Genomic DNA, 22,019 nt, shown 5'->3' on the forward strand with positions numbered 1-22,019 from the left:
GTCCTTTGCAGCAAAACGATTAATCGGCGAACGCTGCGCTACGCACGGCCAGTGCCGGTTGTTAGCGCGAGGCTCGCCGCCGAATGTCAGTGCCTGAAATGGCGCATGCCGGTGAAGACCATCGCGATGCCCGCTTCATCAGCGGCAGCAATGACTTCGGCATCGCGCATCGACCCGCCGGGTTGGATCACTGCCGTGATACCCACCTTGGCCGCGTTGTCGATGCCGTCGCGGAACGGGAAGAACGCGTCCGACGCCATTACGGCGCCCTGTACGGCCAACCCGGCGTGCTCTGCCTTGATGGCGGCAATGCGTGCGGAGTTGACCCGGCTCATCTGCCCGGCGCCTACGCCGATGGTCTGGCGATTGCGGGCGTAGACGATGGCATTGGATTTGACGAATTTCGCCACTTTCCAGGCGAAAATCAGGTCATGAACCTCTTGTTCGCTCGGAGCCCGCTGGGTGACGATTTTTAGGTCGTCTGAGCTGATCATGCCGATGTCACGGCTTTGTACCAGCAAGCCGCCATTGACACGCTTGTAATCCCAGGCATTGCTGCGCTCGGCTGACCACTGGCCGCAGGTCAGTAGGCGCACGTTGGCCTTGGCGGCGATGACCGCCTGGGCTTCGGCGCTGACGCTTGGCGCGATGATCACTTCAACGAATTGGCGCTCGACGATAGCCTTGGCCGTTGCGGCGTCCAGTTCGCGGTTGAAGGCGATGATGCCGCCGAAGGCCGACTCGCTGTCAGTGGCATAGGCCAGTTCGTAGGCCTGCCGAATACCGCCTTCGTCATCCGGGCAGACGGCTACCCCGCAAGGGTTGGCATGTTTGACGATCACACAGGCCGGCTTGACGAAGCTCTTGACGCATTCCAGGGCGGCGTCGGTGTCGGCCACATTGTTGTAGGACAGCTCTTTACCCTGCAACTGCTTGGCGGTGGCAATCCCCACCTCGGCCGGGTTCGCTTCTACGTAAAAAGCCGCTTTCTGGTGAGGGTTCTCGCCGTAACGCATTTCTTGAGCCTTGATGAACTGGCTATTGAAAGTGCGCGGGAACTCGCCGCGGGCCTCAGTGCTCAAGGTCTCGCTGGCTTGGTTCACGGTGCCGAAGTAGTTGGCGATCATGCCGTCGTAGGCGCTGGTGTGCTCGAAGGCCTTGAGCATCAGGTCAAAGCGCTCAGCGTAGGTCAGGCCGCCAGCCTTGAGGCTGGCCAGTACTTGGCTGTAGTCGCTGGCGTTCACCACAATGGCGACGTCTTTATGGTTTTTTGCCGCCGAGCGCACCATGGTCGGGCCGCCGATGTCGATGTTCTCGATGGCTGTCGGCAGGTCGCAGCCAGGCTTGGCCACGGTGGCTTGGAAGGGGTAGAGGTTGACCGCGACCAGGTCGATCGGCTGGATACCGTGCTCTTGCATGATGGCGTCGTCAACGCCGCGACGGCCGAGGATGCCGCCGTGGATTTTCGGGTGCAGGGTTTTCACCCGGCCATCCATCATTTCGGCGAAGCCGGTGTAATCGGCGACTTCGACGGCAGCGACGCCGTTGTCCGAGAGCAGTTTGAAGGTGCCACCGGTTGAGAGGATCTCGACGCCGAGGTGCTCCAGCTCACGGGCAAATTCAAGGATCCCGGTTTTATCGGAAACGCTGATCAAGGCGCGGCGGATCGGCAGGCGAGTAGTCTGGTCGGTCATCTCGATTTCCATCTGACAGCAGAGTAGTCAACAAAAAAGGCGAACCGTGCGAGGCCGCCTTTTTGCTTTGAATGCTGGGTTACAGCAGGTCGTATTGCTTGAGTTTCTTGCGCAGGGTTCCGCGATTCAGGCCGAGCATTTCACTGGCCTTGGTCTGGTTGCCCTTGACGTAGTTCATCACGCTTTCGAGCAGTGGCGCCTCCACTTCGGACAGCACCAGGTTGTACACGTCGGTGACGGACGCACCTTCGAGGTGAGCGAAATAGTTGTGCAACGCCTTCTCGACACTGCCACGAAGGGTCTGACCTTCTTCGCTGGGCGTGTTCAGGTGTTGTTTCAAATTGACGTTGTCGCTCACAGGCGTTGTTCCACTCACTAAAGTCTCGGTCATCATCGTCATGCGGCCACCCATTCTCCGTCCCTTGTCAGGCTCTTGTTTCGCTCGCTGAAAAACTCGCGAACGCTGGCGCATTGTGTCTGGGTGTCGTCCAGACGATTGAACTGGGAGCGAAATTCCCTGGCGCCCGGCAGGGTGGCTAAGTACCAGCCAACGTGCTTACGGGCGATTCTCACGCCCATGACCTCACCATAAAAAACATGTAGAGCGGCAAGGTGCTCCAGCAACAAACTTTCTACTTCGTGCAGCGTTGGCGCCGGCATCAGCTCTCCGGTGCGCAGGTAATGCTCGACCTCGCGAAAGATCCAAGGCCGCCCTTGAGCGGCCCGACCGATCAGAAGGCCGTCGGCACCGGTAGCCTGTAGCACGTACCGGGCCTTTTCTGGCGAATCGATGTCGCCGTTGGCGAAAACGGGTATCGACACGGCCTGCTTGATGGCAGCGATGGTGTCGTACTCGGCTTCGCCGGTGTACAGGTCGGCGCGTGTGCGCCCATGCACCGCCAGGGCGGCTATACCGGCTTGCTCGGCGATGCGTGCAACGCTGATGCCATTCTTGTTGGAACGGTCCCAGCCGGTACGAATCTTCAGGGTGACCGGTACGTCCACCGCCGCCACCACTGCATCGAGTATTTCGCTGACCAGTGCCTCATCTTTGAGCAGCGCAGACCCAGCCGCTTTGTTACATACCTTTTTGGCTGGGCAGCCCATGTTGATGTCGATGATCTGCGCCCCCAGCTCGACATTGGCCCGGGCTGCGGCCGCCAGCATCTGCGCGTCGCCGCCGGCGATCTGCACCGAGCGTGGCTCGGGATCGCCTGCATGCAACATGCGCAAACGTGACTTGCGGCTGTTCCACAAACTCATGTCGCTCGTGACCATTTCCGACACGACGAGGCCCGCGCCCATTCGTCGGCATAGTTGTCGAAACGGCTGGTCGGTGACCCCGGCCATGGGGGCCAGGATCAAGCCATTGTTCAATGTATACGGGCCGATGCGTACCGCCGACATAGGTGTTCCCTGTTGTGGGGCCGGATCATGAGAGTTCGAAAAAGGGTTGGCATAATACCCGCTCTCGATGACTGGATAAAGATAGATTTGGATAAAATCTGAACAGTTATCGGCAGTCGGCTCGAGCGGGCAGTAGTACCTGGCTATTCCGGGGAGCGGAAGCTCAGGCTGTAGTTGACCGCCTTGGGCCCTGGGTCAAGGATGTCCAGGGCAATGTGAATAGGGGTCTGCGGTGGCATTTCGGCTTGGCCCGCCAGGTCGCCGGCCAGGTACTCACTGGGTTTGAAGCGCCGGCTGGCGATCAGCCCACCATTGAGGTCGGCGAAGCGCAGTTCCAGCAACGGAAACGGCTGCGAAAACGTCGCCCGGTTGTAAATGATCGCGTCTACCACCAAGGCTCCAGCGAACTCGGGGTGGCTGCGCACCACCAGGTTGCTGCTCTTGATCAGTGCGATATCGACCTTCGATGGCACCGTGCAGCCTATTTGCGGGCATAACTGTTGAAGCCACGGACGATAGGCATCCTGGCGGGCCAGCTCGGCAAAATTGTAGGCCACATACTGGCCTGCCAAGGCGATGGCGGCGACGACGGCCAGCAAAGACCAGAGCAAGCGCTTACCCCAGGGGGTGTGGTTCTTTTCCCAAGCCAGTTGCAGGGGATCGTCGGCCAGATCGTGTAGCGAGTCGTCGTGCTGCAGGGACGGTTCGCTGCGTTCGCCGTTGCGCCCCCGGTTGTCGCGGGGGGCAACAGGCTCGTCATCATGTTCGATCAGCAGGCTGTCGTGGCCCTTGTCGTGAACGCCAACGGTGCTTAATTTCAGTGAGGGCTCTGTACGGTCGCCTGCCGCGTCAGGGTCGGCCAGGGGCGGCTCGCGCTCGAGTAGGGCAGGTATGGGCTCGCTGCGCTCATCATCGCCGGCCGGTTCGTCGGCCGTGCGGCTGGACAGGCTATCGGTGAAGGTCAGGGTGTCGGAGGGTTCTTCCTCACGGCTGGCGCTCAGGGTGTCGGCCCGCGGCGGGCGCTGTAGGTCATCGAGGTCGAGTTCAGTGGCCGCCCATTCACGTTGGCTGACGGCCACCGGGCGGGTTTCCACTGGCGCTATGGCCTTGGCAGGCCGCGCAGGTTGATCAGCCGTGCGGCTCTGTTCGAGCAACTGTTGGGCGGCATTGAACACCTGTAGACAGGCGCCACAGCGCACCACTCCACGTGCCACGCTGAGCTGGTTGTAGCTGACGCGGAAACTGGTCTGGCAGTGGGGGCATTGGGTGACGAAACTGTCGGTCATGCGCGCATCCGAATTATGCAGGCGGCTATTCTAGGCGCTCTCAGCGGCGCCGACCACTGATGCGTACCCAACCGTCGCGATTAGCGATGGGGTCCAATTCGAAGTCTTTGGCATAGGCGGCGGCGACCTCTTCGCCCTGTTCGGCGAGGATACCGGACAACGCCAGGCGACCCCCGCTTTTCACCAGGCCCGAGAGCTGCGGCGCCAAGCTAACCAGTGGGCCGGCGAGGATATTAGCCACCAATACGTCAGCTTGCAGCGGTGGCAGGCTTTCAGGCAGGTACAAAGGAAACCGTTCGTCAGCGATGCCGTTGCGCCCGGCATTGTCGCGGGAAGCTTCCAGCGCCTGCACGTCGATGTCGGTGCCCACCGCGAGCTGTGCGCCCAGCAGCAGGGCGGCAATGGCCAGAATGCCCGAGCCGCAGCCGAAATCCAGCACCTGGCAGCCGGCCAAGGGTTGGCTGTCGAGCCATTCCAAGCAGAGGGCGGTGGTGGGGTGGGTGCCCGTGCCGAAAGCCAGGCCCGGGTCTAGCAGCAAGTTCACTGCATTGGGCTCGGGCGCGGCGTGCCAGCTGGGGACGATCCACAGGCGTTCACCGAAGCGCATAGGGTGGAAGTTGTCCATCCAGCTGCGCTCCCAGTCTTGGTCGGCAATCACTTCGGCGTGGTGCTCGGGCAACGGGGCGCCTGTCAGCAGTTGCAGGTGGGCAAACACCGGCTCGGCTTGGGTGTCGGCTTCGAACAAAGCCAGCAGGTGAGTATGCGACCACAGCGGGGTGGTGTTCAGGTCTGGCTCGAAGATAGGTTGGTCTTCGGCGTCCATGAATGTGACCGACACAGCGCCGATTTCCAGCAGTGCATCTTCATAAGTTTCGGCTTGTTCTGGGCTGATCGCCAGACGGACTTGCAGCCAGGGCATGGCGGACACCTTCAAAAATCTGGGGCGCAGCGTAGGGCTGCGAAAGCGCGCCAGTTTACGCGAGGTAGGCGCGAATGTCAGGCGCGCCGCCACGGGGCCTAGACGCAAAGACCCCGGCTTTGGGCCGGGGTCTGGGTGGTGCGCTCACGTTACCTGGGGGTAACTTACTCGTTGGCGAGTTTGTGTTCCAGGTAATGAATGTTAACCCCACCTTCGCAGAAACCAGCGTCGCGCACCAAGTCGCGGTGCAACGGGATGTTGGTTTTGATGCCGTCGACGACGATTTCATCCAGCGCATTGCGCATGCGCGCCAGCGCTTCGTCGCGGTCCTTGCCGTAGGTAATCAGCTTGCCGATCAACGAATCGTAGTTCGGCGGCACGGTGTAGCCGCTGTACAGGTGCGAATCGACGCGAACGCCGTTGCCGCCTGGGGCGTGGAAGTGCTTGACGGTACCAGGGCTGGGGATGAATTTCTTCGGGTCCTCGGCGTTGATCCGGCACTCCAGAGCATGGCCACGAATGACGACGTCGTCCTGGGTGATCGACAGCTTGTTGCCGGCGGCAATGCTGAGCATTTCTTTGACGATGTCGATGCCGGTGACCATCTCCGACACTGGGTGCTCAACCTGTACCCGGGTGTTCATCTCGATGAAGTAGAAACTGCCATTCTCGTAGAGGAACTCAAACGTACCGGCGCCGCGGTAACCAATCTCGATGCACGCTTTAACGCAGCGAGCGAAGACTTCCTGGCGGGCGGTTTCGTCGATGCCCGGTGCCGGCGCTTCTTCCAGCACCTTTTGGTGACGACGCTGCAGCGAGCAGTCACGGTCGCCCAGGTGGATGGCTTGGCCCTGGCCGTCGGAAAGTACCTGAACTTCCACGTGGCGTGGGTTGGTCAGGAATTTTTCGAGGTAGACCATGGGGTTGCCAAACGCAGTACCGGCTTCGGTACGGGTCAGTTTGGCCGAGGCGATCAGGTCCTCTTCCTTGTGCACTACGCGCATGCCGCGACCACCACCGCCACCGGCGGCCTTGATGATCACCGGGTAGCCGACTTCACGGCCAATGCGCAGGGCTTCGGCTTCGTCTTCAGGCAACGGGCCGTCGGAGCCCGGCACGGTCGGTACGCCGGCTTTCTTCATGGCGTCCTTGGCTGAAACCTTGTCGCCCATCAGGCGGATGGTGTCAGCTTTAGGGCCGATAAAGGCGAAACCGGACTTTTCGACCTGTTCAGCGAAGTCGGCATTTTCCGCGAGAAAACCATAGCCTGGGTGAATGGCGGTAGCGCCTGTCACTTCGGCGGCGGCAATGATCGCAGGAATATGCAGATAGGACAGGTTGGCCGGGGCCGGGCCGATGCACACGGACTCGTCCGCCAGGCCCAGGTGCATGAGTTCTTTGTCGGCCTTGGAGTAGACGGCAACCGTCTTGATCCCCATTTCTTTACAGGCGCGCAAGATCCGCAGGGCAATTTCGCCGCGGTTGGCGATCAGGACTTTTTCCAACATCGCAGGCTCTCCCTTGGTCAAACGATGGTGAACAGCGGCTGGTCGTACTCAACCGGCTGACCGTCTTCTACCAGGATCGATTCAACCACGCCGCTTGTTTCAGCTTCGATGTGGTTCATCATTTTCATCGCTTCGACGATGCACAGGGTGTCGCCTTTCTTCACGGTCTGGCCGACTTCGACGAACGCCGGAGCGGCGGGCGACGACTTGCGGTAGAACGTACCGACCATGGGCGAACGGGCAACGGTGCCGTTCAGCTTGGGGGCGGCGGCGGGTGCTTCGGCAGCAGGGGCGGCGGCGGCCGCAGCGGCAGGGGCGGCCATGGGTGCAGGCGCATAGTACTGCTGGGCCGGGGTCTTGCTGTGGCGGCTGATCCGTACGGATTCTTCGCCTTCACGAATTTCCAGCTCGTCGATGCCAGACTCTTCCAGCAATTCGATCAACTTCTTAACTTTACGAATATCCATGAATCATCAACTCCCAAGGGTCGGTCAGGGGCGTTCAGCTTGTTGTCCAAGCGCTTCCAGGACGGCCTTCTAGCCCAGCCGATGGACGCTGGCGCCGAGGCCGCGGATCACTTTGGTACGCCTTTCGGTGCAGCCCAAGCAATGGCGGAAATGTTCGCGATCGTGCCGGTCATAAAACCGCACATCGAACAGTGGGATGCTCACCGGAGCTCTCGCGTCACGCGCCAGGTGGTGAGTAACCGCAAAAATAGCCGATTAGTCGGCATTTTTCGCTTCTGTTCGAGCCTATATTCGCTTATAGCGGGGCGACTATGCCGGAAACCGGGAGTGACTGTCCAGTTCAAGGGCAAAGACCGCACGATGCCCGATGTTCGTGAGAAGTTTTCATCGGGCATCGATGGTTGGCCCTATGGGCCGGCATAACCGGCTCATAGGTAGGTGACGGGGTCAGCGGGAAATAGCGGGAACCTTGGCGGCGAAGTCAGCCGCGTTTATTTCGCCAATCACGCGCGCCTGGGTGACTTCGTTGCCATCCGCGTCAAAAAATAGCAGCGCCGGTGGGCCGAATAGCTTGTAGCGGTCAAGTAGGGCGCGTTGCTCTGGATTGCTGGCCGTAACGTCAAAGCGGACCAGGTTGTAGCCTTTGAGCTTTTCTATGACTGTCGGCGCAGAGAGCACCTCACGCTCTATAACCTTACAACTAATACACCAGTCGGCATACCAAACCAGCAGTACCGGTTGGCTAGAGCTGCGTGCCTGGGCAAGCTGGCGGTCTAGTTCGGCGGTGGTACTGATAGTCTGCCAAGCTTCATCGTGGCTCTGCACACTAACAGTGGCAGACGCGCTATGGCCTAAGGGTTGCAGTGGGTCGTCGTTGCCTTTGAGGGCGCCATACCAGTTGGAGCCTGCATAGAATAGCAAGAACAAACCCAGCAATTGGCCAAGACGCTGGATGGTGGTTTTCTCCCCGAGCTGCAAGGTGCCGATGAACAGCGCGACACCCGCAGCAAGCAGCCCGATCAGGAGTAAAGTCAGCGGGCCTGGCAGCACTCGGCTGAGCAAGCCAATGGCCAGGCCGAGCAGTAATACGCCAATGGCATTCTTGACCGTGACCAGCCATGGGCCACTTTTGGGCAGCCAGGCGGCGCCGCCGGTGGCCACCAACAGCAGCGGTGCGCCCATGCCCAAACCGAGCATGAAGAGTTTGAGGCCGCCGCCCACGGCGTCACCGCTGGCGCTGATGTACAGCAGCGCGCCTGCTAATGGCGCGGACACGCAGGGCGAAACCAACAGGCTGGAGACCACCCCCAGCACCGCTGCGCCCCACAGTGAACCGCCTTTGGCGTTGCCGGCGAGCTTGTCGAGGCGAGCGCTGAGAGCTTGAGGGAGTTTCAGTTCGAACAGACCGAACATGGCCAGGGCGAACACCACGAAGAACAACGAGAACGGCACCAGTACCCAAGCCGATTGCAGGCGCGCCTGCAAGTTGAGTTCGGCGCCGAACAGGCCCATCAGCGCACCCAATAGAGCAAAGCACGCCGCCATGGGGAGCACGTAGGCCAGGGACAGACTGAAGCCGCGCAGCCCACCGACCTGGCCGCGCAGCACGACCCCGGACAAAATAGGCAGCATTGGCAGCACGCAGGGGGTAAAGGTCAAGCCAACGCCTGCGAGGAAAAACAGCAGAAGCTCGTGCCAGTTCCAGCCACCCGTGGTGTCCGGGCTGGCGGCCATGGCGGCGGCATCTGCCGCTGGTGCGCCGCTGCCGTCGATGGCCAGGCGCTGGGTTTCCGGCGGGTAGCACAGGCCTTTGTCGGCGCAGCCCTGGTAAGTCACGACCAGGGTGAATGCCCGCGTGTCACCCGCTGTGCGCGGGATTTCGACGTCGAGTATGTTGTGATAGACCTCAACATCGCCGAAGAACTCATCGTGCTTTTTTTCGCCCTCTGGCAAGCGTGCCTGGCCCAGGCCTATATCGGCAGGCTCGGTGTGGAACTGCAGGCGGTGACGATAAAGGTAATAGCCGTCTGCGGCGACGAAACGCAAGGTGAGGTTTTGCTCGTTGGCTTGCACCAGGCTGAGCTGGAACGCCTCACGCACTGGAAGAAAATCGTTACTATTATTGAGCGCCGACGCCCCCAGGGTTGAGCTGGGTCGACTGTCCAGCAGGCCGGAGCTGAAGGCCGGCAAGGCGAACGCTAATAAGAGGAGGAAAAGTAGGCGGCGCATTGAAGTCTCGAGACATTTAATAGGAAGGCAGAATCTTAGCCCAGCCTATCCTATCGCTGCTGGCGAGGACTGTTACCTTAGGTGAACCGGCCCGTCAGGCACACGCGCTGGCTCACGGGGCAAGTACTACTCGCCGCTCAACACCTGGTTGCGCCCAGCGCGTTTGGCTCGGTAAAGCGCTTCATCGGCGTAGGTGGCCATGCTCAGACCATCATTGCCTTCATGCAGTTGCACCACGCCGGCGCTGAACGTGCAAAACAGGTCGTGAGGTTGCGCCGGGTAGTGGATTTCAGCGAACCGCTGGCGTATCTCATCAAGTACAGCCACAGCCGCGTTGAGGTGGGTATCGGGCATTACAATGGCAAATTCTTCACCGCCGTAGCGCCCGATAAAGTCGGTTTTGCGCAGCCGCTGCTTGAGAAACAGGGCCAGGCTTTTGATGACCCGATCACCCATTGGGTGGCCATGGGTATCATTGACTCGCTTGAAATGGTCGATGTCGAGCATGGCAAAGCACAACGGCTTGCTCTCGCGGCGGGCGCGAAAGCTGCAGTCTTCCAGTAGCTGCAAGATGTGGGTGTGGTTGTAGAGCCCGGTCAGGCTGTCGCGCACCATGCGTGATTTGAGGTGGCGTGCGCGGGCTGCACGGTTGCGCACAGTGGTGATCAGGTGACGGGAGCGGATCGGTTTGGTTAGAAAGTCGTCGCCACCTTCGCTCATGGCATCCAGTTGCTTGTCCAGGTCGCCTTCGGCCGATAGGTAGATGATGGGTACGCTGACGTAGCGGTCGTTATGGCGAATGACCTTGGCCAGTTCCGGGCCGGTGCAGCCAGGCATGTACATATCGAGGACGATTAGGTCTGGCTGGAAGTCAGCCAGTTCACCCATGGCCTGGATCGGATCGGTGAGCGTGCGGGTCACTATCCCAGCGCTGTTGAGCAGGCGCTCGGTGAACATGGCCTGGGCGCGTGAGTCATCGATGACCAGCACTTTGTAGGGTTCGTATTGGGCGGCGCTGGTCAGCACCTCGATCTTTTCCAGCAGGCTGGAAGCTTCCAGGGTGCCGGTGAGAAATTCCCTGCCGCCCGCGCGCACGGCAGCCAGGCGTGTGGGGGTATCGCTCTCGAGCAAACTGAAGAACAGCAGTGGTAGTTTCTGCTCCAGGCCTTCTTGTGCCTGGGCCGCCAAGACCAATCCAGCCCCGGGCGCGCTGAAGTCGACATCGATCACGATCGCCGCCGGGTGGCGCTCGGCCATGGCCTGGTTAAACGCCCTGGCCGAGCGCAAGGGTAGCGCGCAGAGGCCGAAAAACTCCAACTGCCGGGCCAACCGATCGGCGCGCTCGAAATCTTGCAACATGATGTAAACCGGCTTGCGCAGTGTCGACAGCGAGGTGGGGCTCAGAGGTTCACCCTGGCGCAGGCCAGTGCGTGACAGGCGGTGCATCAAGCGGTTGAGTTCGTTGATCGAGTGGCTATTGAGCCGCCCGCTGTTGATTTCAATGGTGAGCAAGGCTTCAGCAATGCTGCGCGATAACCCCACATGCTCCACTTGCTCGAAGCGCTCGGCGAACCGCTGCAGGCGCACATTGGCATCGTTGAGCTCAGCCAGGTCTTGGGCTGCCCATTCGCGGTGCTGTAAGCGCTGCCAGATCTCCAGAATATGATGGGCCTGGTGAATAACGCGCTGGGCGAAATGCTGCTTGAGCTGTTCGCGGCTGGAGTCGTGTGGCTCGGGCATGTCCGAAGAATCTGCAATGAGTGAAGTGGTGGTGAATGATGGCCGCATGATATCACTGTTTCCTAAGGAAGCCTGCCCCGATGGTTAAATATTGTTCAAGTGGCGCGGCTTAGGTGAAAACCCGACCTTCCTTTATAGTGCAATCAGCGACCTCGGCCTGGCGGCGCGGCGATGATTGCTCAGATCGTCGGCACGATGCCTTGGCATTGCGGTCTGAACCCTTGAACTCAGTGATCGAAAGGACTTAGCCATGCTTGACTGGAAGAACCGCGCGGGTAAAGGCGACGCAGGTGAGCGCGCCGCGCCCAAGGGCACGGCGACTCGTGGTTACTTGGGCGGTTTGCTGTTCAGCAAGGCGCTGATCACCCTGGTGGTGGTCTATCTGCTGGTCACTGTTGCCTTGGGCTGGTATTGGAGTGAAGAGCCGGACCTGTTTCCCGTTCAGCAGAACGCCCAGGCGGCGGCTGAAAAGGAAGGCCGCAAGATGGTCATAGGCTACACCACTGTAGAAACCCTCAAGACCGTTGCCAGTACCATGCTCAACAAGCCAGGTGGGTATATTTCCAACGACCGTTTTCCGCCGGGCCTGTGGATGGACAATATGCCGAGCTGGGAATACGGCGTGTTGGTGCAAGTGCGCGACATGAGCCGTGCCCTACGTAAAGATTTTGCCCGTTCGCAGTCACAGTCCACCGAAGATGGCGACTTGGCCAAGGCTGAACCTCGCTTTAACTTTGATAACCGTAGCTGGGTGTTACCGTCCAGCGAATCGGAATTTCAGGAAGCCATCAATTCCCTGAGCCGCTACCAGACCCGTTTGTCTGACCCTAATCAGACGGGCGCCCTGTTTTACACCCGTGCCGATAACCTGAATAACTGGCTCGGGGACGTGGGTACGCGCCTTGGTTCGTTGTCTCAGCGGCTGTCGGCTAGTGTTGGCCGGGTAAAGCTCAATAGCACATTGAAGACCGAGACCGTGGTCGCCGGTCAGGCTCCGCAGGTGGACGAAGAAATCGTCGAAACCCCATGGATGCAGATCGATAACGTTTTTTACGAAGCGCGCGGCCAAGCATGGGCGTTGTCGCATCTGTTGCGTGCCATCGAGGTGGACTTCGCGGACGTACTGGCGAAGAAAAACGCGACCGTGAGCGTGCGGCAGATCATCCGTGAGCTAGAGGCCTCGCAGGAGCCGCTGTGGAGCCCGATGGTGCTCAACGGCAGCGGTTTTGGCGTGTGGGCTAACCACTCGCTGGTCATGGCCAACTATATTTCACGGGCCAACGCCGCAGTGATCGACCTGCGTCAATTGCTCTCGCAAGGCTAAGGGTGGCTATTTCCCTCAACGAAGCCGCGCACCGCGCGGCCTCGGATGCCGAGCTGATCGCCTGGGTCGATGAGCGCGACCGGCTCTTGGGCAGCCTGCCGCGAGCGCAATTGCGCGAGGCAGGCCTGATAGGTCGCGGCACCTACATTTTATTGTTCAACAGCGCTGGCGAACTCTGTGTGCACCAGCGCACCCAGAGCAAAGCGATCTACCCAGGCTATTGGGACGTTGCCGCGGGCGGTATGGTCCAGGCCGAAGAAGGCTACGCCGAGTCGGCTGCGCGGGAGTTGGCCGAAGAGCTGGGGGTGGTCGACGTGGTGCTTACCGCCCACGAGCGCTTCCTGTTTGACCAGCCCGGCAATCGCATTTGGTGCGCGGTGTTTTCTGCGATTTGGGACGGCCCGTTGAACGTGCAACCTGAGGAAGTCCAGCAGGCCCGGTTTATCTCACTCGATCAGGCCTTGGCTGAGAGTCAAAACCTGCCCTATTGCCCTGACTCACTGGCGGCACTCAAGCGCTATTTGGCCCAAGAGCCGCTTAACCCATGAAAATGCGCTGCAAAGGCCTTAGCATGCCAACGCTTTGCCGTTAAACTGCGCGGCCTATTCATCCTCTGGAGAGGGTCGCCGGTGGCCAAAAAAGCCGCATCCTTCGCCGCCTTGGGCGGTTTGGTGTTTTCCACTGACGCTGGGCGTCATTGCCCTGAATGCCGTCAGCCGGTAGACGCTTGCGTCTGCAAACAAAGCGCGATCCCCGAGGGCGATGGTATCGCCCGGGTACGGCGGGAGAGCAAAGGCCGGGGCGGCAAGACCGTGACCACCATCAGTGGCATAGCGCTGCCCGGTGATGCACTTAAAGAGCTGGCTACCACCCTCAAGCGCCGTTGCGGCACGGGCGGCGCGCTGAAAGACGGCGTCATTGAGATCCAGGGCGACCACGTCGAGCTACTGCTCGCCGAATTGATCAAGCAGGGCTTCAAGGCGAAAAAGTCCGGCGGCTAAACTTGCCACCCCGCGCACGGTCTAGGTTGCAGGGGTGCAAATCGTCATCTTCACTTCTTACACTGCCCCCAGCCTATGGTGGGCCGTGACACTCGACTATTTTTACAGGGGACCCTGATGTCCGTACGACGCACACGCAAAGACGATGGCAGCCAATGGACCGTGGCCGACAGCCGCAGTGTTTATGGAATACGCCATTGGGGCGCCGGTTACTTCGCGATCAACGAAGCCGGGCGTGTCGAAGTACGCCCCAACGGGCCGGACAGTTCGCCCATCGATCTCTACGAACAGGTAGACGAGCTGCGTAAAAGTGGCTTGTCGTTGCCGCTGTTGGTGCGCTTCCCTGACATTCTGCAAGACCGCGTCCGGCAGTTGACCGGCGCGTTCGACGCCAACATCGCCCGCCTGGACTACCAGAACCAGTACACCGCGCTGTACCCGATCAAGGTCAACCAGCAAGAAGCCGTGGTGGAAAACATCATTGCTACCCAGGACGTCTCCATCGGCCTGGAAGCGGGCTCCAAGCCTGAGCTGCTGGCTGTCCTGGCCCTGGCGCCGAAGGGCGGGACCATTGTCTGCAATGGTTATAAGGACCGTGAGTTCATTCGCCTGGCGCTGATTGGCCAGAAACTGGGGCACAACGTCTTTATCGTTATCGAAAAAGAGTCGGAAGTGGCGCTGGTGATCGAAGAAGCCGCCGAACTCAAAGTCAAGCCGCAAATCGGGCTGCGTGTGCGCTTGTCTTCGCTGGCCTCCAGCAAGTGGGCCGACACCGGTGGCGAGAAGTCCAAGTTCGGATTGTCGGCGGCGCAGTTGATTTCCGTGGTCGAGCGCTTCCGCCAGGCTGAGTTGGACCAGGGCATTCGCCTGCTGCACTTTCACATGGGCTCGCAGATCGCCAATTTGGCCGACTACCAGCATGGCTTCAAGGAAGCGATCCGTTACTACGGCGAGCTGCGCGCGCTTGGCCTGCCGGTCGACCATATCGACGTCGGCGGCGGCCTGGGTGTCGATTACGACGGCACCCATTCGCGCAACGCCAGCTCGATCAACTACGACATGGACGACTACGCAGGTGTTGTCGTCGGGATGCTCAAAGAGTTCTGCGATGCTCAGGGCATGCCCCATCCGCATATTTTCTCCGAGAGCGGCCGCTCCTTGACGGCGCACCACGCGATGCTGGTCGTGCAAGTGACGGATGTCGAGCGGCACAACGACGAAGTGCCCGAAATCACTGACAAGGCCAGCCTGCCCGAAACCTTGCAATGGCTGGTCGACCTGCTGGGCCCGACCGACATTGAGATGGTCACCGAAAACTATTGGCGCGCGACCCATTACATCAGTGACATCGCCGCCCAGTACGCCGACGGTAAAGTGACCCTGGCGCAGAAAGCCTTGGCCGAACAGTGCTACTTCGCTGTGTGCCGGCGCCTGCATAACTCGCTCAAGGCGCGCCAGCGTTCGCATCGCCAGGTGCTCGACGAGCTCAACGACAAGCTGGCCGACAAATATATCTGCAACTTCTCGGTGTTCCAGAGCCTGCCTGACACCTGGGCCATCGGCCAGGTCCTGCCGATCCTGCCGCTGCACCGCCTCGACGAAGAGCCTTTGCGCCGCGCCGTGCTGCAAGACCTGACCTGCGACTCAGACGGCAAGATCAAGCAGTACGTCGATGAGCAAAGCATCGAGACCAGCTTGCCGGTGCACGCGGTGAACGAGGGGGAAGACTACCTCTTGGGTATCTTCCTGGTCGGCGCCTACCAGGAGATCCTCGGCGATATGCATAACCTGTTCGGTGACACTGACTCAGTGAATATCTACCAGCGCGAAGATGGCAGCGTGTTCAGTGCGGGCATCGAAACCCATGACACCATTGAAGACATGCTGCGCTACGTGCACCTGTCGCCCGAAGAATTGATGACCCACTATCGCGACAAGTGCGCCAGTGCGCGCATTACCCCTCGCGAGCGCACCCAGTTTCTCGATGCGCTGCGCCTGGGCCTGACCCGTTCCTCATACCTGTCCTCCTAAGGCCGTGGGCAGGGTGCGCGGCCTTGCCGTTGTGGCCGTCCTGATGGCGTTGCTGGCGGGATGCTCCGGCCTGGGCGTCTTGGATGGCCTGACCACCTCGAGCGGCTATAGCCGCACCGAGGGCTTGGCCTACGGCAAGGACCCGCGCCAGCGCCTGGACATCTACCGCCCCGACAAACCTTTGCCGGACACCCCCGTGGTGGTGTTTTTCTACGGCGGTAGTTGGAACAGGGGGGACCGCGCCGACTACCGGTTCGTCGGCCGCGCGCTGGCACGGCGCGGCATGCTAGCGGTGGTTGCCGACTACCGCCTGTATCCGCAAGTGCGATACCCGGCATTTATCGATGACAGCGCTCAGGCAACGGCTTGGGTGTATCGGCACATTGGCGAATACGGCGGCGATAACCGCCGCTTGTTTCTCATGGGGCACAGTGCGGGCGCCTATAACGCGGCAATGGTGGCGTTACAGCCGCAACGCCTGGCGGCCCAGGGGTTGTCGCGGCAGATCGTGCGCGGCTGGATCGGTCTGGCGGGGCCGTATGATTTCCTGCCGATCGAGGAGGCGAACGTCAAACCGGTGTTCTTCTTCCCCGCTTCGCCCCCTCAATCGCAGCCCATCAACCAGCCGCTGGCCGGTTCGGCCCCAGCGTTGTTGATCGCTGCTAACAACGATTCGGTGGTCAACCCGCAGCGCAACACGGCGGGGCTGGCGCGCCAATTGCGCGCGGCCGGGGTGCCGGTCGAGGAGCAGTACTACGGGTGGGTCAATCACGTGACCTTGATTGCCACCTTGGCACCGGCGCTGGGCTGGTTGGCGCCGGTCATGGATAGGGTCGAGGCGTTTATTCTGCAGGCCCCAGCCATTGACCCTGGCGGTGCAGGCGCCAAGTAATCCATGCCATCACGCCGCCGCGCAGTGCCATGAACAGCAAGAACGTCACCCACAGCCCGTGGTTGCCCCACGGGCTGCTCAGCGCCGCCAGTGGTAGGCTCAGGAGCAAGCTGAGCAACATGCCATTGCGCATCTCCAGCGCGCGGGTGGCACCGATGAACAGGCCATCGAGCAAGTAGCTCCACACCGCAATGAGCGGCAGCACGGTGAGGTACGGCAGGTAGGCGAGCGCGGTGGCGCGCACTTCTGGAATATTGGTCTGCAACTCGATGAACAGCGACCCACCGAGGGCGAACGCGGCGGCGAATAGCAGGCTGACCAACAGCGACCAGAAACCGGCTACGCTCATCGAGCGGCGCAAGGCTGGCCCATTACGCGCGCCGATGGCGTGGCCGCACAGGGCCTCCACAGCATGGGCCAGGCCATCCAAGGCGTAGGACGTCAGCAGCAAGCCGTTGAGCAGCAAGGCATTCGCGGCCACGGTCGCATCGCCCAGCCGTGCGCCTTGCACGGTAATCAAAAAGAACACGGCTTGCAGGCACAGGCTGCGGATGAAGATATCGCGGTTAACGGCCAGCATCGGCCGCCAACTGCGCCAGTGCTTGAGTGCCCGCCACGCCAGCTGTCCTGGGAAGGCCCGCAGTGCAGGGCGGGCCAAGGCCAGGCCGAGTAGGGCGCCGGTCCACTCGGCAAGCACCGACGCGCGGGCGGAGCCGATCACGCCCCAGTCCAGACCCAGGACAAACCAGAGGTTTAGCGCAATGTTGATGAGGTTGGTGGTCAGCAGGATCAGCAGCGGCGTGCGGGCATTTTGGGTGCCTAGAAACCAGCCGACCAATGCGAAGCTGGCCAGGGCCGCGGGCAGGCCGAACAGTCGGGTCTGGAAAAAGTCATGAGTTGTCTGTTCGAGGGCTGCGGAGGGCGCCATCAGGCTGAGGGCCAAGTGGCTGAAGGGCAGCGCCAGCGCAGCTAGCAGCAGGCCGAACAGCAGCGCCAGGATCAGCCCTTGGGCGAGCACCTGACGCAACTGGGCGCCATCGCGCCGCCCTGCGGCCTGGGCGGCAAACCCTGTAGAGCCCATGCGAAGAAAACTCATGATTGAAATCAGCAGCACGTAGAGTGTAGAGCCTACGGCCACTGCGCCCAACTGGTGAGCATGGGGCAGGTGGCCCACCACGGCGCTGTCCACCAAGGCCACTAGGGGGACCGACACGTTGGATAAGATCATGGGGGCGGCCAGCGCCCAAACCCTGCGGTGGGTAGGGCGGTGTTGCCAGTCGGACAGCAGGGTAGACATGCGGGCTCCTTGGGGGAGACGCATTTTAGGCATTATCAGTGAATGATCCAGCTCAGCAGCCATAGCCCCAGTAACAGCCAGATGACGCCCATCACGATAGAGGCGCGCATAAACGCGCGGATCGCTGAGTACAGCAACAACAAACCGACCACTAGGGCGAGGATGCTGATCAAAGAAGTGTCCATGCCAAGGGTACGCGACATGCCTTCGACGAAGTTGCCACCGGCATTGGCGATACCGCTGAACAGCCAGCCTAGGCCATCCACGACAAAACGAATGATTGCGCCCAGGGCCTGGCCCAACCATTCGAAAAAGCTTTCTACCTGCATGTCTGTTTCCTGATCGGTTCGCGGGGGTTGCAGCCTTTGGCCACGGGCTGCCTGGGGGAGTTCCGTGGCCGGGAGCATAAAGCTTTATGGAGCCCGCTTGGCAAAATACTGTGGCACGCGCTTAGTCAAGCCAGATTAGGGTGGCGGCGAAACCCATCAGTAGGAACGGCACGAACGGTAGAGGATCTTCGAGGTGAGGATTGAGGCCGGCCAGCAACGCCCGCCAGCGTTTGTTGAAAAAAGCCCAGGCCCACCCCCCGAAACAGGCCCATAGTGCCATACAGAGTACCGCGCCAATGAACGTACCCATCAGGTGCCAACGGTCGGTGGCTAAGGCCAGTGCACCCAGCAGCTTGACCTCGGCCGGCCCCAACCGGCCCGAATGATAGCCGGGTGCGGTGAGCAGCATGCACACCACCAGAGCCCAACCCGCTTCAGCCACGCCGGCGCCCAACCACGTATGGCCACTGCTGAACAGGTACAGAAGGGCAACCCCGGCGGCCCCTAGCGTCAGCTCATTAGCGATATGGCGCAGGCGGATGGCTTGCTCGGCGCACAAGGTAAACCAGACCAGTAATACGACGCTTGGCATCACGCTGAAAATATCCTTATTTAGCGTTAAGTGGCGCTCTGTTCGATCCCTCTCTTCAGATTAGACGCGATCAGGCGCAGTGCCTGGCCCGTTTGAAAAAAATGCGTGTCAGCGCGGGGGGTAGTTGGCCATGATCCTGGCCACCGAGCCCTGAATCTGCGCGTTGCGCTCGCCTGGGGAGCCGGGGTTGTCGTCCACTATTCGTTCTACGCTGCTGCGCCACACCAGCTTGCCGTCTTTGCCATCGAGCAGGTCGACTTGCAAGGTGGCGACCCGGTAATCGACGTTGCGGCTTTCATTGACTATAGGGCTGCCCCAGTAGCCGCCCCAGTAGTTGCCAAAGCCTGGGCTGTATTGGGTGGTGACTTGTTGCTGGCGGGTCTCGACGATCAGGTAGGCCCTGACCTGTAGGTCTGCCCGAGCCCCCGGGGCCGCAGGGCGCAAGCCGCGTTGGTCGAGTTGCTCGCTGATGGCCTGGCGCACCCGTTGCTCGGTCAGGTCGCTGCGTAGCCGTAGGTCATCGGGTTGGTACTGCAGGGCGGGTTCCGCCCAGGCCCAGTTGCGGTAAGCGGCGAAGTCCCGCGAGTTATCGAAGTCTAGGCTGGCCTGACGCGCCTGGCAGGCGGCAATCAGTAAGGTCAGGGCAATGACCGTGAGGTGGCGCAACATGGCAGTTCTCCAGGCACTCATTGAGGGGGGTAGGCGGCGAGGGCTTTCTCGACCGCGCTGCGCAGGGCATCATTCTGTTGGCTAAGGCTGCCCTGGGTGGTCGTTTCGGCGCTGGCACTCCACACCGGCTGCCCGTTGCCTGCCTCGAACAGGCTGATGTGCACCACTGCCACTTGCACTTCGTAGGAGCGCACCACCGGATAGCTGGCATAGCCCCCGCCGTAGCCGCCACCATAGCCTGCGCCATAGCGCCCGTAGCCGGGGCCATAACCCCCGCCGTAGGGAACGTCTTCACGCACTTGGCGCAAGCGTTTCTCCAAACGAAGCTCGCTTTTCACCCACAAGTCTGGCGCGCCGTTGCGGGCGGGGCGTAGGCCGCGCTGGTCGAGAGCGTTGCCGACTATCTCAGCGATTTGCGCCGAATCCACCGCCGCGCTACCGGCCGGCAGTTGCCCGCCCAGCCAAGCCCAACTGCGGTAGCGGCCATAGTCGCGTGGGGCTGCCGGGTAGGCGCTGGCATCGAAGGTGCCGGCCGCCGCGGCAGGCGCAGGCGGCAGGGGGTTGGAGCTTGCCTTATAAGGGTTAGGGCTTTCACAACCGGCTATGGCCAAGCACAGCAGGCAGACAACTAGGGCGCGGCGCATCTTTTACCTCCACGACAGGCAGCACGATCACAGGGGCCGACATAACCAATGCAGGTAGCGGCCGAGGCCCACGTAAGCCGGGTGACGACGATGGGCTAGCTCCATTTCCAACAGCTGCGCCAGGTCGACCTTTGCCTGGAATTCACGGGGCATGTAGTCGTGAAACACTCGCACGCCACTCTTGGATTCGACCTGCCATTGCGCCTCAAGTTGCGCGGCCAACTCCCTAGGGTCCAGGGGTGTTTGCGGGGTCAGGCTCTGTTTCTCCCCGGCCAATTCGTTGGAGCGCAGTTTGCGGAAATGGCCCTTGAGCAAGTTGCGGTAAACCAGTGCATCGCGGTTATAGAAGGCCAGCGACAACCAACCGTCTTTAGCGGTGAGTCGATGCAGCACGGGCAATAGGCTCGCCGGCTCGGCCAGCCATTCCAACACCGCGTGGCACACGACCAAGTCGTAAGGTTCGTCGAGCTGCTGGGCCAGCGCCTGCCACGGGGCTTGGATAAAGGTGGCGTGCAGGCCAGCCTCGGCGAAGCGGGCGCGGGCACCTTCAAGCATCGGCTCGGCCGGTTCGGCGAGGGTCAGTTGGTGGCCGCGTTCGGCCAGCCACAGTGCCATATGGCCTAGCCCGGCGCCTACATCGAGAATGCGCAACGGGCGCTCGGGCAACACCTCGGCCAAGTCTGCCTGGAGTACGGCCAGGCGAATCGCGCCTTTGGCACCACCGTAAATTTTTTCGGCGAAACGTGTCGCGAGTTCATCGAAATGGCGGTCGTTCATCGTGCGAACCGGGTTTCACTATGGGCCAGCTTGCTGCGCACCACCTGGTCCATGTCCAGCCCTAGCTCGCTGCACAGCAGTAGCAGGTAGAGCACCACATCACCGACTTCTTCGCCGGCATGCTGCAACTGCTCGGCCGATAATTGCCGCGACTGGTCCTCGCTGAGCCACTGGAAGATTTCCACCAGTTCGGCCATTTCTACGCTGGCGGCCATGGCAAGGTTTTTCGGGCTATGGAAACCCTGCCAGGCATTGTTGTCACGGATTCGGTGCAGGCGCTGGGTCAATTCTTCGAGGTTCATCGGGCATCTCCTGAGGCTGCATAGCTTCAGGCGGATGGGCCCTCGGTGCAATAGGATTTGTACGCCATTGCCCGCTCATGTGCAGCTCTTCACCTAGCCCCCTAACCTCCAACTGTCCATTGGGCCCCGCAGCGCTGGCACGCAAAATGACTTCGCTGGGCAAGCGCAATGGTTTATGAAACTGCACCTCAAGCTGGTACCCGGCGCTTGGCACACGCGCGGCCAGGGCAGCCAAAGCACGCGCCTCGGTCCACATGCCATGGGCGATGGCCTGGGGGAAGCCAAACAGCTTGGCGGTAGGGGCGCTTAGGTGGATTGGGTTGTAGTCGCCAGAGACCCGCGCATAGCGCCGGCCAATGTGTTTCGGCGCGTACCAGCGAGTGACCTCGGTGAGCGGCTCCGGGGCGATGTCGCTGGGCTGCGCCACGGCCGCCGCGCCGGCCATCTGCGCGCCTCGGCACAGCATGCGGCTGTGCTCTTCCCAAAGTAGGCCCAAGGCATCTTCCATACGGGTGACCAGGTTGAAGCTGGCGCCTTTTGGGTGCGCCTGTAGCCCTTCGGCGTGCACGCTGAGGCGGACCTGGCCGAGGCTGGCCAGGGGGCGCAGCACATCGATGCGGTTACTTAGGTGCACCAGCCCCAACAGGGGAAAGGGAAATTTCGAGTCGGTGAGCAACTGCAGTTGCAGGGCGAAGCCCAGAACGTGGGGCCAGGTGGCGGGCAGGACGCCTTGCGGGTCGAACCCGCAGACGCGGCGATACGCCGCCAGCTGGCGAGCCGTGGCCTCGAGGGTGCAGCGCACCCCGTGGGTTGGCAGGCTGTCACCGCTGATCTTACGTTTGAGAGCGGCCCGTTGGTACAGCGGGAGTAGCGACGGCGCCGCGTCCAGGTCTCGCCAAGTTACAGACATC

At 61.3% G+C, this 22,019-nt stretch carries 23 protein-coding genes; 6 read left to right on the forward strand and 17 right to left on the reverse strand.

What is annotated here, in order from left to right; translation table 11 throughout:
- Positions 1 to 86: 86 nt before the first annotated feature.
- The 7 genes from purH to accB all read right to left on the reverse strand — a co-directional run bounded on the left by purH (position 87) and on the right by accB (position 7,281).
- Positions 87 to 1,694 (reverse strand): bifunctional phosphoribosylaminoimidazolecarboxamide formyltransferase/IMP cyclohydrolase, encoded by a 1,608-nt coding sequence (gene purH / locus QCL65_RS03260; protein WP_407314841.1) that lies wholly within the window; start codon positions 1,692 to 1,694, stop codon positions 87 to 89.
- A gap of 79 nt (positions 1,695 to 1,773) precedes the next feature.
- Positions 1,774 to 2,094, reverse strand: coding sequence for a DNA-binding transcriptional regulator Fis (fis, locus tag QCL65_RS03265; RefSeq protein WP_407314843.1), 321 nt, complete (start codon positions 2,092 to 2,094; stop codon positions 1,774 to 1,776).
- Entirely contained in the window at positions 2,091 to 3,101 is a 1,011-nt protein-coding gene (dusB, locus tag QCL65_RS03270) for a tRNA dihydrouridine synthase DusB (RefSeq protein WP_407314845.1), read from the reverse strand. The genes fis and dusB overlap by 4 nt, the downstream gene beginning before the upstream one ends.
- A 143-nt stretch (positions 3,102 to 3,244) precedes the next feature.
- The gene (locus QCL65_RS03275; RefSeq protein WP_407314847.1) at positions 3,245 to 4,387 is read right to left on the reverse strand and encodes a DUF3426 domain-containing protein; all 1,143 of its coding nucleotides are present in this window, start codon (positions 4,385 to 4,387) and stop codon (positions 3,245 to 3,247) included.
- Positions 4,388 to 4,427: 40 nt separating this feature from the next.
- The gene (prmA, locus tag QCL65_RS03280; RefSeq protein ID WP_407314849.1) at positions 4,428 to 5,306 is read right to left on the reverse strand and encodes a 50S ribosomal protein L11 methyltransferase; all 879 of its coding nucleotides are present in this window, start codon (positions 5,304 to 5,306) and stop codon (positions 4,428 to 4,430) included.
- Positions 5,307 to 5,470: 164 nt separating this feature from the next.
- Positions 5,471 to 6,814, reverse strand: a complete 1,344-nt coding sequence (accC, locus tag QCL65_RS03285) for an acetyl-CoA carboxylase biotin carboxylase subunit (RefSeq protein WP_407314851.1) — start codon at positions 6,812 to 6,814, stop codon at positions 5,471 to 5,473.
- A gap of 17 nt (positions 6,815 to 6,831) precedes the next feature.
- Entirely contained in the window at positions 6,832 to 7,281 is a 450-nt protein-coding gene (accB, locus tag QCL65_RS03290; RefSeq protein ID WP_407314853.1) for an acetyl-CoA carboxylase biotin carboxyl carrier protein, read from the reverse strand.
- Between the two features lie 39 nt (positions 7,282 to 7,320).
- Between accB and QCL65_RS03295 the strand changes: the two genes are divergently transcribed.
- A complete protein-coding gene (locus QCL65_RS03295; protein WP_407314855.1) occupies positions 7,321 to 7,704 on the forward strand; it encodes a hypothetical protein in 384 nt (127 codons plus the stop codon).
- A gap of 24 nt (positions 7,705 to 7,728) precedes the next feature.
- Here the strand turns inward: QCL65_RS03295 and QCL65_RS03300 are convergent, their stop codons facing one another.
- Positions 7,729 to 9,510 carry a protein-disulfide reductase DsbD gene (locus tag QCL65_RS03300; protein WP_407314857.1) on the reverse strand — a complete coding sequence of 594 codons (1,782 nt, stop codon included), beginning with the start codon at positions 9,508 to 9,510 and terminating at the stop codon, positions 7,729 to 7,731.
- Positions 9,511 to 9,636: 126 nt separating this feature from the next.
- Positions 9,637 to 11,250, reverse strand: coding sequence for a diguanylate cyclase (locus QCL65_RS03305; RefSeq protein ID WP_407314859.1), 1,614 nt, complete (start codon positions 11,248 to 11,250; stop codon positions 9,637 to 9,639).
- Between the two features lie 250 nt (positions 11,251 to 11,500).
- On the opposite strand from QCL65_RS03305, the gene QCL65_RS03310 reads away from it, so the two are divergent.
- The 5 genes from QCL65_RS03310 to QCL65_RS03330 all read left to right on the forward strand — a co-directional run bounded on the left by QCL65_RS03310 (position 11,501) and on the right by QCL65_RS03330 (position 16,498).
- Positions 11,501 to 12,574, forward strand: a complete 1,074-nt coding sequence (locus tag QCL65_RS03310) for a DUF2333 family protein (RefSeq protein ID WP_407314861.1) — start codon at positions 11,501 to 11,503, stop codon at positions 12,572 to 12,574.
- Between the two features lie 2 nt (positions 12,575 to 12,576).
- The gene (locus QCL65_RS03315; protein WP_407314863.1) at positions 12,577 to 13,122 is read left to right on the forward strand and encodes an NUDIX hydrolase; all 546 of its coding nucleotides are present in this window, start codon (positions 12,577 to 12,579) and stop codon (positions 13,120 to 13,122) included.
- Between the two features lie 81 nt (positions 13,123 to 13,203).
- Positions 13,204 to 13,575 (forward strand): translation initiation factor Sui1, encoded by a 372-nt coding sequence (locus QCL65_RS03320; protein WP_407314865.1) that lies wholly within the window; start codon positions 13,204 to 13,206, stop codon positions 13,573 to 13,575.
- A 117-nt stretch (positions 13,576 to 13,692) separates the two neighbouring features.
- The gene (speA, locus tag QCL65_RS03325; protein WP_407314867.1) at positions 13,693 to 15,606 is read left to right on the forward strand and encodes an arginine decarboxylase; all 1,914 of its coding nucleotides are present in this window, start codon (positions 13,693 to 13,695) and stop codon (positions 15,604 to 15,606) included.
- 43 nt (positions 15,607 to 15,649) lie between these two features.
- Positions 15,650 to 16,498, forward strand: a complete 849-nt coding sequence (locus QCL65_RS03330) for an alpha/beta hydrolase (protein ID WP_407316655.1) — start codon at positions 15,650 to 15,652, stop codon at positions 16,496 to 16,498.
- Here the strand turns inward: QCL65_RS03330 and QCL65_RS03335 are convergent.
- From QCL65_RS03335 to QCL65_RS03370, 8 genes are all read right to left on the reverse strand, one after another.
- The gene (locus QCL65_RS03335) at positions 16,449 to 17,795 is read right to left on the reverse strand and encodes an MATE family efflux transporter (protein ID WP_407314869.1); all 1,347 of its coding nucleotides are present in this window, start codon (positions 17,793 to 17,795) and stop codon (positions 16,449 to 16,451) included. The two genes, QCL65_RS03330 and QCL65_RS03335, sit on opposite strands and share 50 nt — an antisense overlap.
- Before the next feature lie 35 nt (positions 17,796 to 17,830).
- A complete protein-coding gene (locus QCL65_RS03340; protein WP_407314870.1) occupies positions 17,831 to 18,124 on the reverse strand; it encodes a hypothetical protein in 294 nt (97 codons plus the stop codon).
- Between the two features lie 121 nt (positions 18,125 to 18,245).
- Positions 18,246 to 18,716 (reverse strand): prepilin peptidase, encoded by a 471-nt coding sequence (locus QCL65_RS03345; RefSeq protein WP_407316657.1) that lies wholly within the window; start codon positions 18,714 to 18,716, stop codon positions 18,246 to 18,248.
- A gap of 108 nt (positions 18,717 to 18,824) precedes the next feature.
- Positions 18,825 to 19,385: a DUF4136 domain-containing protein gene (locus QCL65_RS03350; protein WP_407314872.1), complete on the reverse strand. Its 561-nt coding sequence runs from the start codon at positions 19,383 to 19,385 to the stop codon at positions 18,825 to 18,827.
- A 17-nt stretch (positions 19,386 to 19,402) separates the two neighbouring features.
- On the reverse strand, positions 19,403 to 20,029 hold the full coding sequence (locus QCL65_RS03355) for a DUF4136 domain-containing protein (protein ID WP_407314874.1): 627 nt from the start codon (positions 20,027 to 20,029) through the stop codon (positions 19,403 to 19,405).
- A 27-nt stretch (positions 20,030 to 20,056) separates the two neighbouring features.
- Entirely contained in the window at positions 20,057 to 20,806 is a 750-nt protein-coding gene (locus tag QCL65_RS03360; RefSeq protein ID WP_407314876.1) for a methyltransferase domain-containing protein, read from the reverse strand.
- Positions 20,803 to 21,108 (reverse strand): MazG-like family protein, encoded by a 306-nt coding sequence (locus QCL65_RS03365; protein ID WP_407314878.1) that lies wholly within the window; start codon positions 21,106 to 21,108, stop codon positions 20,803 to 20,805. The genes QCL65_RS03360 and QCL65_RS03365 overlap by 4 nt, the downstream gene beginning before the upstream one ends.
- Positions 21,065 to 22,018, reverse strand: a complete 954-nt coding sequence (locus tag QCL65_RS03370; RefSeq protein WP_407314880.1) for a MaoC/PaaZ C-terminal domain-containing protein — start codon at positions 22,016 to 22,018, stop codon at positions 21,065 to 21,067. The genes QCL65_RS03365 and QCL65_RS03370 overlap by 44 nt, the downstream gene beginning before the upstream one ends.
- Position 22,019 lies beyond the last annotated feature (1 nt).

It is taken from the genome of Pseudomonas sp. nanlin1 (assembly GCF_045571515.1).
GTDB lineage: Bacteria > Pseudomonadota > Gammaproteobacteria > Pseudomonadales > Pseudomonadaceae > Aquipseudomonas.

Bases quoted from the DNA above. Each gene is read 5' to 3' on its own strand.
- purH (WP_407314841.1), bottom strand. From the start codon at position 1,694: ATGACCGACCAGACTACTCGCCTGCCGATCCGCCGCGCCTTGATCAGC.
- fis (WP_407314843.1), bottom strand. From the start codon at position 2,094: ATGACGATGATGACCGAGACTTTAGTGAGTGGAACAACGCCTGTGAGC.
- dusB (WP_407314845.1), bottom strand. From the start codon at position 3,101: ATGTCGGCGGTACGCATCGGCCCGTATACATTGAACAATGGCTTGATC.
- QCL65_RS03275 (WP_407314847.1), bottom strand. From the start codon at position 4,387: ATGACCGACAGTTTCGTCACCCAATGCCCCCACTGCCAGACCAGTTTC.
- prmA (WP_407314849.1), bottom strand. From the start codon at position 5,306: ATGCCCTGGCTGCAAGTCCGTCTGGCGATCAGCCCAGAACAAGCCGAA.
- accC (WP_407314851.1), bottom strand. From the start codon at position 6,814: ATGTTGGAAAAAGTCCTGATCGCCAACCGCGGCGAAATTGCCCTGCGG.
- accB (WP_407314853.1), bottom strand. From the start codon at position 7,281: ATGGATATTCGTAAAGTTAAGAAGTTGATCGAATTGCTGGAAGAGTCT.
- QCL65_RS03300 (WP_407314857.1), bottom strand. From the start codon at position 9,510: ATGCGCCGCCTACTTTTCCTCCTCTTATTAGCGTTCGCCTTGCCGGCC.
- QCL65_RS03305 (WP_407314859.1), bottom strand. From the start codon at position 11,250: ATGCCCGAGCCACACGACTCCAGCCGCGAACAGCTCAAGCAGCATTTC.
- QCL65_RS03310 (WP_407314861.1), top strand. From the start codon at position 11,501: ATGCTTGACTGGAAGAACCGCGCGGGTAAAGGCGACGCAGGTGAGCGC.
- speA (WP_407314867.1), top strand. From the start codon at position 13,693: ATGTCCGTACGACGCACACGCAAAGACGATGGCAGCCAATGGACCGTG.
- QCL65_RS03330 (WP_407316655.1), top strand. From the start codon at position 15,650: ATGGCGTTGCTGGCGGGATGCTCCGGCCTGGGCGTCTTGGATGGCCTG.
- QCL65_RS03335 (WP_407314869.1), bottom strand. From the start codon at position 17,795: ATGTCTACCCTGCTGTCCGACTGGCAACACCGCCCTACCCACCGCAGG.
- QCL65_RS03340 (WP_407314870.1), bottom strand. From the start codon at position 18,124: ATGCAGGTAGAAAGCTTTTTCGAATGGTTGGGCCAGGCCCTGGGCGCA.
- QCL65_RS03345 (WP_407316657.1), bottom strand. From the start codon at position 18,716: ATGCCAAGCGTCGTATTACTGGTCTGGTTTACCTTGTGCGCCGAGCAA.
- QCL65_RS03350 (WP_407314872.1), bottom strand. From the start codon at position 19,385: ATGTTGCGCCACCTCACGGTCATTGCCCTGACCTTACTGATTGCCGCC.
- QCL65_RS03355 (WP_407314874.1), bottom strand. From the start codon at position 20,029: ATGCGCCGCGCCCTAGTTGTCTGCCTGCTGTGCTTGGCCATAGCCGGT.
- QCL65_RS03360 (WP_407314876.1), bottom strand. From the start codon at position 20,806: ATGAACGACCGCCATTTCGATGAACTCGCGACACGTTTCGCCGAAAAA.
- QCL65_RS03365 (WP_407314878.1), bottom strand. From the start codon at position 21,108: ATGAACCTCGAAGAATTGACCCAGCGCCTGCACCGAATCCGTGACAAC.
- QCL65_RS03370 (WP_407314880.1), bottom strand. From the start codon at position 22,018: ATGTCTGTAACTTGGCGAGACCTGGACGCGGCGCCGTCGCTACTCCCG.